Here is a 12747-nt window from a genome sequence, read left to right as displayed (position 1 = left end):
TCAATCTGCTCCGAGCCTTTTTTGCGGTTAAGATGCTTGTTTTTGTCGTCCATACGTTCCGATGCGCCATAATTTCTCGAACGGACCGTATCGATGCGATTTCAGCCACCACATTGAGAAGAACGCTTGGGCAATCAAAATCGCGATACTTAAGAACAATCCTTCCGTCAACGACAGGCGACCGTAGTAGCCGAGGGCGATGACCGGCAGGACGACGACGAGCGTGTGCGTCAAATAGTTCGTCAGCGCCATACGGCCAAGCGCCTGTAGCGGACGGAATGCGCGTCCGTTACGGACGGCGATCGTGAACAGACAGACGTACGCCGTCGCGAGCAGTTTGCCAGAGACGAGGACGGCCGTTAAGTTGACCCAATAATATATATAGCCGCCGCCGTAATGATGCCAAAGGATGACAGCGAAAAACGGGAGAGCAGCCACCGCACAAATGATGGCCGTCCGGGTCAATCCTCGGATGCTCCAAGTGAGGAGTTTCCGTTCCCGTCCGATATAAAGGCCGAACAAGAACAGGCTAAAGATCTCAATTCCGACGAGAAGGGAGTTCGAGATGGCAGAAAAGATTTCGACGTTGAGACGATAATCGAACCAATCGCCAAAGCCCATATTATAGGCGCTTGGGAAAGGATCACCTTCATAGAAAGCACCGCCGTTCGCCCATTCTGTCAGCGAAAATGTTACATAAAACAAAAAGAAACTCCCAATCAATAAGCTCCACGCCCATGTCAAAATCGCCCGGTTGCTTAATCCATAAAACAGTGGGAGCAACAAGCCCCACATCGCATACGTATGTAAGATGTCACCCGACCAAATGGCCAGGTGAACGAGTCCGAATAGAAACAAGATGGCGATGCGTCGGATGTAACGGCCGACCGAGTCCCCGCGCGCATACGAGCGCTCAAGGAAAATCGAGAAGCCGATCCCGAACAAGAGCGAGAAGATCGTGTAAAACTTCGTCTGAATGAACAAATCGAACAGCGTCCGGACGACGAGGTCACTCCCGTAATAGTCGGGGCGACCGAACATCCAGTCGCTCCCGAGCATGCTTGGGATGTTGACGAGGAAGATGCCGCATAGGGCAAATCCTCGAATGATATCATACAGAACGATGCGTTCGTTTACTTGAATCGGGCCAGCCATACGCCACTTCCTCTACATGGATTAGAATACTTTCGTCGTCCACGATTCACAGTTCCAGACGTCGGTGACGATGTCTTGATAGAACTCCGGTTCGTGACTGATGAGTAGGATACTGCCTTTATATTCTTTCAACGCGCGCTTCAACTCTTCCTTCGCGTCAACGTCCAAGTGGTTCGTCGGCTCATCGAGGAGGAGCAAGTTCGATTCGTTGTTTTGGAGCTTACAGAGACGGACCTTCGCCTTCTCTCCACCACTGAGGACCGCGATTTTACTCTCGATATGCTTCGTCATGAGACCGCATTTCGCGAGCATGGCACGGACTTGTTGCTGGTTGAGGGACGGGAATTCGCTCCAAATCTCTTCGATACACGTGTTGTTGCTGACGGCCGCTTCTTGTTCGAAGTACCCGATCTCCAAGAACTCACCGCGTTCGACGGTTCCTTCAAGCGGGTTGATCATGCCGAGCAGACTCTTCAAGAGCGTCGTCTTCCCGATTCCGTTCGCACCGACGAGAGCAATCTTCTGACCGCGCTCCATTTGGAGGTCGAGCGGGCGTGAGAGCGGCTCGTCATAGCCGATGACGAGACCTTTCGCGTCAAAGATGAGACGGCCTGACGTGCGTGCCTGCAAGAAGCGGAACTCTGGTTTCGGACGTTCCGCGCTCAATTCGATGACGTCCATCTTGTCGAGTTTCTTCTGGCGTGACATCGCCATGTTCCGTGTCGAGACGCGTGCCTTGTTGCGGGCGACGAAGTCTTTCAAGTCGGCGATTTCAGCCTGCTGGCGTTTATAAGCCGATTCGAGCTGGGCGCGTTTCATCTCATACACTTCCATGAACTTGTCGTAGTCCCCGACATAGCGTGACAAGTCTTGGTTCTCCATATGGTAGACCAAGTTGATGACGCTGTTTAAGAACGGAATATCGTGCGAAATCAAGATGAAGGCGTTGTCGTAGTTTTGGAGATAACGCTTCAACCACTCGATGTGGGCCTCGTCCAAATAGTTGGTCGGCTCATCGAGGAGGAGGATGTCCGGCTTCTCGAGAAGCAATTTCGCGAGCAATACCTTCGTCCGCTGACCACCTGAGAGGTCCGTGACGTCACGGTCGAGTCCGACATCTAAAATACCGAGACCGCGTGCGACTTCTTCCACTTTCGCATCGATGATATAGAAGTCGTTCGAATCGAGCATTTCCTGCAGTTCGCCGACTTCGGCGAGCATGTCGTCCATCTGTTCAGGTGTCGCATCGCCCATTTCCATATAGAGCTCACCGATTCGTGTTTCGGTGTCAATCAAGTATTGGAACGCGCTTTTTAACACGTCCCGAATCGTCATCCCACGTTCGAGGACAGCGTGCTGGTCAAGGTAACCGACACGGACGTTTTTCGCCCATTCGATTTTGCCTTCGTCCGGCTGGAGCTTACGCGTGATGATGTTCATGAACGTAGATTTTCCTTCACCGTTCGCTCCGATGAGGCCGATGTGTTCGCCTTTCAATAGACGGAAAGACACGTCATTTAAAATGGCGCGGTCACCGAAACCGTGGCTCAAGTTTTGTACTGTTAATATACTCATATTTCTTATTCGTTCCCTTCAAAGTTGACTATCCGATATTGTAGCATGGATTCAAAAAAATTAGTACGCCAGTCCAACCGATTGACGGATGAAGAGCTGGTCTTCCACGGCGTTCAACATGAACTGGGCGACATCGGCCCGTGAAATCTGTTTCCCGTTGTCTGGAACGCTGTCGACGGACGTGCGATACACCGACGTCCGAGGACCGTCCGTCAATTGCATCGGCCGCACGATTGTGTAATCGAACGACGAGTTGCGCCACAAATCGACCGCGGCCCGGTGATCACGGAGCGGCTTCCGAAGCATGAACGTGACGACCGTGCCGGCGATACCTGGAATCTCTTTGTCGATTCCGGCCGAGGCGAGATAGACGACTCGACTGATGGCGTTTGCTTTCAGTGCCGGGACGAGCGCATCGGTGACGCGGGCCAAGAAGTCGGGATCGCTCAAGTCACTCCCGAGACAGCTGATGACAGCATCATGACCAGCGAGTGCGTTCGTCAGTGCGGCGCTGTCTGTGACGTCGCCTTCGATGATTTCAAGTTGCGGTGTCCGGATGAGTTTTTTCTGTTCCCGCACGAAGGCGGTCACATGGTGGCCATGCTCGATGGCCTGGTCGACAAACTGATGACCGGTCCGGCCTGTGGCCCCTAATACGAATAGCTTCATAATGGACGTAGCTCCTCTCGTTTTTCCAGTATCTCTAGTATACAGCAGTTTCAGAAAAATCGAACTTTTAGCCGTCTTTTCCAAAACGGGTTGCAATTTATAAAATATCGTCTAGAATAAGTCCTATCTTATATAAATAAAAGATTCGCACTCGTATATCCGTGAGAATATGGCTCACAAGTCTCTACCGAACCACCGTAAATGGTTCGACTACGGGTGACGCTTGTCGTGTGCATTCGTTTTGTTTCCATGCGGTTCGTCGTCCCCGGGTTGGGGTGACGAATCGCATTTTTTTATTGGAGGGAAAACAATGAAGCAGTTAGAAGACAAAATCAGAGATGAAGGACAAGCGTTGTCCGAACACGTGTTGAAAGTCGATGCCTTCTTGAACCATCAAGTCGATCCTGTCTTGATGCAGGCGATCGGACGCGAGTTCGCGGACCGGTTCCGTGACGCTGGAATCGACCGTATCGTCACATTGGAATCGAGCGGGATCGCTCCGGCCATGATGACGGCGCTCGAGATGAACATCCCGTTCGTCTTCGCTCGTAAACGCAAATCACTTACACTTCAAGATGACCTCGTCGAAGCGGACGTCTACTCCTTCACGAAACAAGAGACGAACCGCATCAGTTTGAGCCGTCGCTTCGTCCAACCTGGGGAGCGCGTGCTCGTCATCGATGACTTCCTCGCTAACGGGGAAGCCGCTCTCGGTTTGACGCAACTCGTCGAATCAGCCGGGGCGGTCGTCGCCGGTGTCGGCATCGTCATCGAGAAGTCGTTCCAACCGGGACGGGGCAAGTTGCTCGAGCGAGGCTATCAAGTCGAGTCACTCGCTCGGATCGCCAAGCTTGAAGCAGATAAGATTTCCTTCATGGAGGTAGTCCGATGAACACGTTCAAGACAGCCAGTCTCGGATTCCAACACTTACTTGCCATGTACACGGGCGCGGCGATCGTCCCGCTCATCGTCGGCGGTGCCATCGGGCTCGGACCGACTGAACTCGCTTACCTCGTCGCAATCGATTTGTTCATGTGCGGCGTCGCGACGCTGTTGCAAGTATGGACGACTCGTTTCACCGGTGTTGGTCTGCCAGTCGTACTTGGTTGTACGTTCACCGCGGTCGGTCCGATGATTGCCATCGGTAGTTCGAGCGGTATCACCGCCATCTATGGGGCACTCATCGCGAGCGGAATCATTGTCATCTTAATTTCAGGCTTTGTCGGGAAACTGGCTCGCTTCTTCCCGCCAGTCGTGCTCGGCTCGGTCGTGACGATTATCGGTCTCTCGCTCATCCCAGTCGCTGTCAATGACATCGGTGGCGGGATGCCGGGTGAGCCTGGCTTCGCTTCGATGCAAAACTTGGCGCTCGGTGGCTTGACCATCGGTTTGATTCTCGTCTTGAACCGAATCGGTACCGTGTTCACGCGCGCGGCCGCTGTCTTGTTTGCGGTCTTGATCGGTACAGGGGTCGCCGCGTTCCTCGGTCTCGTCGACTTCAGCCCGGTCCGTGAGGCCGGTTGGTTCCAAATGGTACAACCGTTCTACTTCGGGATGCCGACGTTTGACGTCTCGGCCATCCTCGTCATGACGCTCGTGGCCATCATCTCGATGATTGAATCGACCGGTGTCTTCTTAGCATTGAGCGATATCACAAAAAAACCGATTGGCTCGAACGAGTTGACGAAAGGGTATCGGGCCGAGGGTGTGGCAACGATTCTCGGTGGGATTTTCAACAGCTTCCCATACACGACGTTCAGTCAAAACGTCGGCCTCGTCCAATTGTCAGGCGTCAAATCGCGCCGTGTCATCTTCTGGACGAGCGGTCTGTTGATTTTGCTCGGCTTCTTGCCGAAAGTCGCGACGTTCACGACATTGATCCCGAAACCGGTTCTCGGCGGGGCGATGCTCGTCATGTTCGGCACGGTCGCCGCGTCAGGGATTCGGATTTTGAGCCAAGTCGATTTTGCGAAAAATGAGAACTTGATTACAATCGCCTTGTCGATTGGTGTCGGACTTGGCATCACGGCCAACCCGGCCATCGTCGCAAATATGCCGGAAGCGGTGCAGTTGTTCACGGACAGTGCCATCGTCGCCGGATCGTTCACTGCCTTGTTATTGAACGGGTTCTTCCGACTCGTCGACCGGTTCCGTCCGGCCGAGGTCGTTGCCGAGAACCGGCAAGTCAGCTAGACTGAAAGGAACTACGTAACTAGGGGGAACAAGCATGGGGAAAACTGCACTTGTCGTTGGCGCCACCGGATTGATTGGACGCGAACTCGTCGAACAGTTGCTCGAACAAGAACGGTATGATCAAGTCTGGATAATCGTCCGCCGCTCGAAACGATGGAGTCATCCGAAACTGCATGAAGTCGTCGGGTTCGAAGGAATGGACGAGGCGTTGCCGCACATTGATGACGTCTACTGCGCACTTGGGACGACGATTGCCGTCGCCGGTTCACGTCAGGCGTTCAAACATGTCGATCTCGACTTGCCGCTTGAAGTGGCACGTGTCGCGAAACGACACGGGGCGACACGTTACGCCGTCGTCTCGGCGCAAGGCGCGTCACTTCGGTCACCTTTCTTCTACAATCGGGTGAAAGGGGAGCTCGAGAACGGGCTCAAAGTGTTTGGCTTCGAACACTTGATTATCGCCCGTCCGTCGCTCTTGCTCGGAGATCGCGAGGAGTTCCGTCTCGGCGAGAAAGCAGCCGAGGTCGTCAGCCGTCCGCTCCAACCATTATTGCTCGATAAATTACCAGATGCTGCACCGATTCAAGCGCTCCATGTGGCGCGCGCGTTGATTATGGCCGCGGAAGAAGGACAAGGCATCGAAGTATTGACGTCTGGCATGATGCAGAGGATGAGCCAATGAACCCATTAACGAAGAAACGGACCAAAGCCGTCTTGATTGACGGTGTCATTGCCGGATTGCTAAGTTTTGGTGTCGAGCAGCTCGTCCGCAAAAAAGTGAAGAGCGAGTTCGTCCACGTCGTCATCACGCCGACACTCATCGCCTACGCGCTCGAGGCATGTCAGATGCGCCGTGGCGGACAGACGCTCGGCTATAAGCTGATGGGTCTCGAGTTGAAAAATGACGATGGGACACCGGTGACGGCCGAGCAAGCGTTCAAACGGGCGCTTCACCGCGATACGATCTCGATTGCCGCCTACGTCAAGGACCGCGCACACTTCGAGGCCGAAGACGGTGCCGTCTTGCCGCACGACGCTGCGTTCCATATGCACGTAACCGAAAAAAACTGACCTCACGCGAGGTCAGTTTTTTTAGTCTTTGATACGGCTGAGGATGGCTGTCGTCAAGGCGACGATTGTTCCGAGGACGAGTCCGTTCGAGAACACGGTCGCCAAGAGCGGCGGCAAATCGTTCATTGCCCCAGGTGGGAGCAACATCGCGCCGGCCCCAATCACAAGTGGAAGACCGACAGTGAGTGACGCCGTCTTTTGGTTCAATTCGAACGCTGCCTCGTTAATTCCGATGATAATCATCGTCGCGATGAGTGGGGTGACGATGGCGTATCCGACAGCGGCTGGGATACTTGCGATCAGCGAGACGAACGGACCGACGAGGGCGAGCACCATCATCACAGCATGGGCCACGAGATGGGGTGAGCGATGGACGCTCTCCGTCGAGGATAAGAAACCAGCCGTCCCAGAGATGGCGACCGGTCCCGGTGTCCCAAACATGCCCGCCACCATTTGGCTGATGCCGCTGACAACGCCTGACGCCGGGACGTTCCCTTCGATTTGACGCTTCTCGCGCGAGCTGACGATGCGCTCAATCAATTTGATATTGGCAAGGACGTTCGTCATGAGCAGGAGCGTGATGACGAACGCAGTCGGGAGCAAATTCCAATCCCATACCCACATACCAAACGGGAATAGTTCAGGGACGAGGAAAAATGACTCAGAACGGACAATCGGGTTCCCGAGACCGAGCATGTTGAATAGCCAAAACCCTACGATGAGCGTCATGACGAGGCCGTACTGCTTGAACCGGCTCCGCTCGAGCGTGAGCGCGAATAAGACGAGGCCGGCCGTCGCCACGGCTTGGATTGTGTTGATGCCGTCCTCGGTCACACCGAAGCCGCCTTTGATGACGGCACCGGACAATTGCAACACGAGCAAAATCATATAGACCCCGAGGACTTGCGGGGTAAACAACGACAGCATCCGTCGCAACAGGCCGGTGACAGTCATGACCACACCGAGCACACCACTTAAGAACAACATGAAACCGAGCGCTTGGAGGGTCTCTTGTCCGCTCCCATAAAGTGCTGGACCGATGGAGGCATAGAGTGTGAACACGCCCCACCAAATCCCGGCTGGTCCTTCTAAGATTGGCAGGCGGTGGCCGAGCAGCGTCTGGATAATGCTGAAGAGTGCGAAGACGAACAGTGAACGTGAGATGAACGTCATCGTCTCGCCTGGCGACAGTTCAAATAAGGCGGCGATTGAGAGCGGTGGTACAATGTTTGTAGCTAAAATAAAAATAAACCACTGAATCGTCGTGGTTATAGAACTTTTGGTCATGGTGTCCCCCTGGTATTTCCCTTTTTTAATACTAGTGTACCGTGACGGGGAAGTTGATGCAAATGGAGGTATATAATGAAGAAAAAACTGAAGTGGATTGGCCTCGGCCTATTAGGAGTCATCTTGGTCGCCATCATCGGCTTCCTCGTGTGGACGCAACTGACGTACGGACCGACGGAAGAGGCGCTCGGTTACGCGGCTGAGGCGACGGAAGTGGACAATCGTCTCGAGTTCGGGCAGACAGACAGCGAGGTTGGGTTCATCCTGTATCCTGGAGCGAAAGTCGAGAAAGAGGCGTACGCTTACTATGGTACCAGACCGGCAGAGGAAGGTGGCTTCGTCGCCATCACATCGTTGTGCTTGAATCTCGGGATAGCAGATATTGATGCTGCGGAGACGATTATCGACGCCCATCCAGACATCGAACGTTGGGTCGTCGGCGGTCATTCACTCGGCGGTTCGGCGGCGTCCGGTTATGCGCTCGAACACGAGGAGCAAGTCGAGGGGGTCATCTTCCTTGCCTCGTATCCGATCAGTACGATGGCGGATAGCAATCTGCGTGTCTTGTCGGTTTCCGGTGAACGTGACGGTCTGGCCACACCGGCTGATATCGAGGCGAGCCGTGACAACGTCCCGGATGACGCCGTCTTCCATCAAATCAAAGACGGCAATCACGCCAACTTCGGGATGTACGGCCCGCAGGACGGAGATAACGATAGCCCGCTCAGCGCCAAACAACAACTCGACGAGACGATTGACCAAATTATCGAGTGGATCTAAAAAACAGCGTGCCCACATCATGGGGCACGCTGTTTTAACGTTGGTCGAGCTGATGACTGACCGCGGTCAATAAGGCGGTCACGAGCGCGACGGCGCCGGCGACGAGGGCGAGCGTCATGACGGGTGCGTTCGCGTAGACAAGACCACCGAGCGCCGAGCCCATCCCGATGCCGACGTTGCTTGCGACCGGCATGAGCGATGAAGCCAGGCCCTTGGCGTCCGGATTGAACTTCTCGGCCAAGTCGATCAAGTAGATTTGCGTCGATGTCGTCAGTAGAATCGCCATGAATGACATGAGCGCGATATTGATCAGACCGAGCGTCACGCTCGACGTCGTCACATACAAGGCCGCCAACACGAGCGCTTGGATGAGGAAGACGAACCGGAGCCGTCCGATCGGATTATGGCTGGCGATTTTCCCGGCTGCCATATTGCTGAAGATGGAGATGAACCCGTAGGCAAACAGGATTGGGCTAATCCAGGCGACCGGGACGCCGAGTACACTTTTCAAAATCGGAACGAGATACGTATAGACGACGTACGTTGCGCCGAAGCCGAACGCCGGGATGAAGAATGCGATTAAAATCCGCGGGTTCGTCAAGAGCCGCAATTGATCGGCAATCGACGTTTTGACGCTCGTTAAATGGCTCGGCACGACACGGTAGACGGCGAGAAATGCGACGACGCCTAAAGCGGTCGTCAACAAGAATGTCGTTTCCCATCCGGCGCGTTGACCGATGAACGTACCGACCGGGACGCCGAAAACGTTCGCCATCGTGAAACCGCCGAAGATGAATGAGACAGCGATGCCGCGCTTCCCGGTTGGCACCGATTCACTGGCGACGAGCATGGCGAGCGAGATGAGCACGCCGGTCACGACGGCGGTCATCATCCGGAGCACGAGCAATATCCCGTACGTCGGAGCGAGGCTGCTGAACAAGTTAAAGACGATGAACGCAGCGGTGAGTGTAAGCATCAGTTTTCGTTTCGGCAAATGGCTCGTCAGTGACATCGTCAGCGGGGTCCCGATGGCGAAGGTGATCGCGAACGCCGAGACGAGCGTTCCGGCCGTGGCAATCGAAATCGATAAGCCATCGGCGATATCGGGTAAAATCCCGACGATGACAAATTCACTCGTGCCGAGCACGAACGTGAGCAAGGCGAGCGATAAGATAAGCGTCCAGTCGGTCCGACTGAGCGATGGGGTAGTCGTCAAAATAAAATCACTTCTTTCGTTCAAGGTTGTTAGACTTCAGTCGTTTTCAACCATACAGGATTTCCACGCAAAGCAAAACCCTTTTCCCTTCCGTGAGGAAAAGAAAAGGGTGCCATTTACCGCCAAAATGCCGTTGCTTCAACACCGGCATGATCAGAGACGATCGGACCGTTCTCGCCGTCAAAGACGACGGCATGGCGTGAGACATGGATCGGGGCATTCGTCAACATCAAGTCGATGCGAAGCGCCTGCTTGTTCTCGTCCCAGCCGGCAATCTTGCCTTGGACGGTCGCATCGCCTTCACGCTCGGTCGCCAAATGGAACAAATCTTGGAGACCGTGCTCAATCAAGTAGTCGTACCCTTCGCCACGGATGAAGGCGTCGTTATTGAAGTCACCGAGCAGCAAGGCGCGGTCGTCGTCCTCGACGCGGCGCAACAGTTCATCGAGCTGATGGCGCACCGGTTCATCGGCATCATGCCACCAACCGAGGTGACAGGAGTAAATCGCCGTCGGCGCGTCCATGCCGTCCACGACCGCCTTGACGATTTTCCGAGATTTGTAATCGTTCGGGTCGGTCGTCTGGGAGACGAAGAACGATTCGGTCGACACGAACGGAGTGCGCGATAAAATCGCGACGCCCTCCTCGTAGATGTCGTATCCATAATGGGCGAAGTCCCACGTCATGTAGTAATCGACGCCTTGCTCTTTCAAACGCTCGACGAGCACATAGGCGAAGTTGTTCTCTCGAATCAAGCCGTCGATGAGTGGGGCCTCTTTATGTTGATTCACTTCTTGGAGTGCGATGATGTCATATTCCTTGCTCGCAATCCGTTCAACGATCGAGTCGATTTTCTCTTGTTGACGGTCCTCTAACCAGGCGTGACAGTTCAGCGTTAAAATATTCACGATAGTCCTCCTTTAGAAAAAACAGGCCAACTCGTACGAGCTGGCCTGTTGATTATGCACCGATGACGTCTTGAATATCAGACTTCAATACGTCGGCTTTCGGGCCGTAGATTGCTTGGACACCGCGGTCTTTCAAGATGAGACCCATGGCGCCGTTCTTTTTCCATTCGCTCTCTTCTGAGACGAGCGACATGTCTTTGACTGTGACACGGAGACGCGTCATGCAGGCATCGACGTCTTCGATGTTCTGTTCCCCACCGAGTAGAGCGATAATCCCCATGACCTGCTCGTTGCCGGTCACATTCGACTTCTCTGTTGTTTCTTCCATGTAGTTCCCGTTACGGCCAGGCGTCGGAAGGTTCATCTTCTTGATGAAGAAGTTGAACACACCGAAGTTCAAGAAGAAGAAGGCAGCCGAGACGAGGAAGAAGTTAATCAAGTCTTGGAGCAATCCTGCTTTCACAATCATCGGGATGCGTGTGAGCAATTCAATCGCACCGAATGCGTGGACACGAAGGTCGATGACATCCGCTAATGCGAAAGCGGCACCGGCCAAAAGCGCGTAGACGACGTAAAGGACTGGAGCGACGAACATGAACATGAATTCGATTGGTTCTGTGACACCCGTCAAGAAGACGGCGAGACCAGCCGACAAGAACATCGGCTTGTATTGCGCTTTTTTGTCTTCGTCGACGTTGCGGTACATCGCATAAGCCGCACCGATCAAGGCAGCGAATGACAAGATGACTTGACCGACTTTGAAGCGGGCCGGTACGACGTCAGCGAGCAAGGCGTTGTAAGCAGCCGTATCACCAGCGGCGCGCAGGTTAACGAGGTCTGTGACCCAAGCCAACCAGAGCGGATCTTGACCCGCAACGACCGAACCGGCTGTCGCACCTGTCAAAATCGTGTACGTGCCACCGAGTTCCGTGTAGTTCATCGGCACAGTGAGCATATGGTGAAGGCCGAACGGCAAGAGGAGACGTTCGAGCGCCCCGTAAATGAACGGCGCGAGAACAGGTGCCGTGTTGCGTGACGTCGCGATCCATTCACCAAAGCTGTTGAGTGCGCCTTGAATCGTCGGCCAAATAATCGATAGGGCGAGTGCTGCCACGACTGATCCGAGAATGACGACGAATGGGACAAAACGTTTCCCGTTGAAGAAAGAGAGGGCGTTTGGAAGTTTGTTAAAGTTATAGAAACGATTATAGAGTGCACCGCCTAGGAAACCGGCAATGATCCCGACAAACACGCCCATATTAAGGGCTGGTGAACCAAGTACGGATGTGAAATAGTCTGCGACGACAAGGTCAGCTCCGAAGAGAGACTGGACTGTCGCTTCTGGGTCTTGGAGCATTGCACCATTGACGCCGAAGATTGCTCCGGTGACGCGGTTGATCAAAATGAACGCGATCAATGCTGCGAATGCACCGCCAGCCTTATCTTTTGCCCACGATCCCCCGATCGCGACTGCGAATAAGATATGTAGGTTAACGATAATTCCCCAACCTAGATCTTCAATGATGCGAGCCGTCGTGAGCAAGATGCTGACGTCTCCGGCAGACATACCGATCAATTTACCGATCGAGATCATGAGACCTGCAGCTGGCATGACGGCGATGACGACCATTAAGGCCTTACCGAGTTTTTGCCAAAAATCAAACGAGATGAGTTGTTTCATTCTATACGCTTCCTTCCTGTACGGAACTTTTTATCTGTCTATGGCGACTATCAATGCAATCGCTTGCATAGATAATTGTAATCGATTGCATAGCTTTGTGCAACCGTTTTCCTAATTTTCATGGATTTTCATAACGAGAGGATATTCGACTCGTTTCTCACCTAGCTTGTCAGTCGGAACGAATCTCGCTACAATACTAAAGATTGAAAGGG

Annotated in this window: 12 protein-coding genes and 1 riboswitch; of the genes, 5 read left to right on the top strand and 7 right to left on the bottom strand. The window is 53.8% G+C overall.

Annotated features, from left to right (window positions below; genetic code table 11):
• Positions 1 to 27: 27 nt before the first annotated feature.
• Genes KNP64_RS09225 through KNP64_RS09215 form a run of 3 tightly spaced genes read right to left on the bottom strand, consistent with a single transcriptional unit; the run spans position 28 to position 3399 of the window.
• Positions 28 to 1155, bottom strand: coding sequence for a DUF418 domain-containing protein (locus KNP64_RS09225; RefSeq protein ID WP_214792955.1), 1128 nt, complete (start codon positions 1153 to 1155; stop codon positions 28 to 30).
• 21 nt (positions 1156 to 1176) lie between these two features.
• Entirely contained in the window at positions 1177 to 2730 is a 1554-nt protein-coding gene (locus KNP64_RS09220; protein ID WP_214792957.1) for an ABC-F family ATP-binding cassette domain-containing protein, read from the bottom strand.
• Between the two features lie 60 nt (positions 2731 to 2790).
• A complete protein-coding gene (locus KNP64_RS09215) occupies positions 2791 to 3399 on the bottom strand; it encodes an NAD(P)-dependent oxidoreductase (protein ID WP_214792960.1) in 609 nt (202 codons plus the stop codon).
• 131 nt (positions 3400 to 3530) lie between these two features.
• A riboswitch (purine riboswitch) is annotated at positions 3531 to 3632 on the top strand.
• 77 nt (positions 3633 to 3709) lie between these two features.
• Between KNP64_RS09215 and KNP64_RS09210 the strand changes: the two genes are divergently transcribed.
• The 4 genes from KNP64_RS09210 to KNP64_RS09195 are packed head-to-tail and all read left to right on the top strand — an operon-like array spanning position 3710 to position 6663.
• The gene (locus KNP64_RS09210) at positions 3710 to 4291 is read left to right on the top strand and encodes a xanthine phosphoribosyltransferase (RefSeq protein ID WP_214792963.1); all 582 of its coding nucleotides are present in this window, start codon (positions 3710 to 3712) and stop codon (positions 4289 to 4291) included.
• Entirely contained in the window at positions 4288 to 5592 is a 1305-nt protein-coding gene (locus tag KNP64_RS09205; protein ID WP_214710687.1) for a nucleobase:cation symporter-2 family protein, read from the top strand. Before KNP64_RS09210 ends, KNP64_RS09205 begins: the two co-directional genes overlap by 4 nt.
• 34 nt (positions 5593 to 5626) lie before the next feature.
• Complete coding sequence (locus tag KNP64_RS09200; protein ID WP_021068087.1) at positions 5627 to 6274, top strand: NAD(P)H-binding protein; 648 nt, start codon at positions 5627 to 5629, stop codon at positions 6272 to 6274.
• Entirely contained in the window at positions 6271 to 6663 is a 393-nt protein-coding gene (locus KNP64_RS09195; protein WP_029596281.1) for an RDD family protein, read from the top strand. The genes KNP64_RS09200 and KNP64_RS09195 overlap by 4 nt, the downstream gene beginning before the upstream one ends.
• A gap of 21 nt (positions 6664 to 6684) precedes the next feature.
• Here KNP64_RS09195 and KNP64_RS09190 read toward each other — a convergent pair whose 3' ends face one another.
• Complete coding sequence (locus tag KNP64_RS09190; protein WP_214792966.1) at positions 6685 to 7950, bottom strand: purine/pyrimidine permease; 1266 nt, start codon at positions 7948 to 7950, stop codon at positions 6685 to 6687.
• Positions 7951 to 8025: 75 nt separating this feature from the next.
• Between KNP64_RS09190 and KNP64_RS09185 the strand changes: the two genes are divergently transcribed.
• Positions 8026 to 8730 (top strand): alpha/beta family hydrolase, encoded by a 705-nt coding sequence (locus tag KNP64_RS09185; protein ID WP_214792969.1) that lies wholly within the window; start codon positions 8026 to 8028, stop codon positions 8728 to 8730.
• A gap of 34 nt (positions 8731 to 8764) precedes the next feature.
• Here the strand turns inward: KNP64_RS09185 and KNP64_RS09180 are convergent, their stop codons facing one another.
• The 3 genes from KNP64_RS09180 to KNP64_RS09170 all read right to left on the bottom strand — a co-directional run bounded on the left by KNP64_RS09180 (position 8765) and on the right by KNP64_RS09170 (position 12535).
• Positions 8765 to 9946 carry an MFS transporter gene (locus KNP64_RS09180; RefSeq protein ID WP_251126388.1) on the bottom strand — a complete coding sequence of 394 codons (1182 nt, stop codon included), beginning with the start codon at positions 9944 to 9946 and terminating at the stop codon, positions 8765 to 8767.
• 116 nt (positions 9947 to 10062) lie between these two features.
• Positions 10063 to 10854 (bottom strand): endonuclease/exonuclease/phosphatase family protein, encoded by a 792-nt coding sequence (locus tag KNP64_RS09175; RefSeq protein WP_214709236.1) that lies wholly within the window; start codon positions 10852 to 10854, stop codon positions 10063 to 10065.
• Positions 10855 to 10906: 52 nt separating this feature from the next.
• Positions 10907 to 12535: a PTS transporter subunit IIBC gene (locus KNP64_RS09170; RefSeq protein WP_214792975.1), complete on the bottom strand. Its 1629-nt coding sequence runs from the start codon at positions 12533 to 12535 to the stop codon at positions 10907 to 10909.
• Positions 12536 to 12747 lie beyond the last annotated feature (212 nt).

This window comes from Exiguobacterium sp. s64 (genome assembly GCF_018618035.1).
Taxonomy (GTDB): Bacteria; Bacillota; Bacilli; order Exiguobacteriales; family Exiguobacteriaceae; genus Exiguobacterium; species Exiguobacterium mexicanum_A.
This window is presented reverse-complemented; position numbering and strand designations above follow the sequence as displayed.

What these genes read in the sequence shown, in the direction of transcription:
- KNP64_RS09225 (WP_214792955.1), bottom strand. Translation starts at nt 1,155, where the DNA reads ATGGCTGGCCCGATTCAAGTAAACGAACGCATCGTTCTGTATGATATC.
- KNP64_RS09220 (WP_214792957.1), bottom strand. Translation starts at nt 2,730, where the DNA reads ATGAGTATATTAACAGTACAAAACTTGAGCCACGGTTTCGGTGACCGC.
- KNP64_RS09215 (WP_214792960.1), bottom strand. Translation starts at nt 3,399, where the DNA reads ATGAAGCTATTCGTATTAGGGGCCACAGGCCGGACCGGTCATCAGTTT.
- KNP64_RS09210 (WP_214792963.1), top strand. Translation starts at nt 3,710, where the DNA reads ATGAAGCAGTTAGAAGACAAAATCAGAGATGAAGGACAAGCGTTGTCC.
- KNP64_RS09205 (WP_214710687.1), top strand. Translation starts at nt 4,288, where the DNA reads ATGAACACGTTCAAGACAGCCAGTCTCGGATTCCAACACTTACTTGCC.
- KNP64_RS09200 (WP_021068087.1), top strand. Translation starts at nt 5,627, where the DNA reads ATGGGGAAAACTGCACTTGTCGTTGGCGCCACCGGATTGATTGGACGC.
- KNP64_RS09195 (WP_029596281.1), top strand. Translation starts at nt 6,271, where the DNA reads ATGAACCCATTAACGAAGAAACGGACCAAAGCCGTCTTGATTGACGGT.
- KNP64_RS09190 (WP_214792966.1), bottom strand. Translation starts at nt 7,950, where the DNA reads ATGACCAAAAGTTCTATAACCACGACGATTCAGTGGTTTATTTTTATT.
- KNP64_RS09185 (WP_214792969.1), top strand. Translation starts at nt 8,026, where the DNA reads ATGAAGAAAAAACTGAAGTGGATTGGCCTCGGCCTATTAGGAGTCATC.
- KNP64_RS09170 (WP_214792975.1), bottom strand. Translation starts at nt 12,535, where the DNA reads ATGAAACAACTCATCTCGTTTGATTTTTGGCAAAAACTCGGTAAGGCC.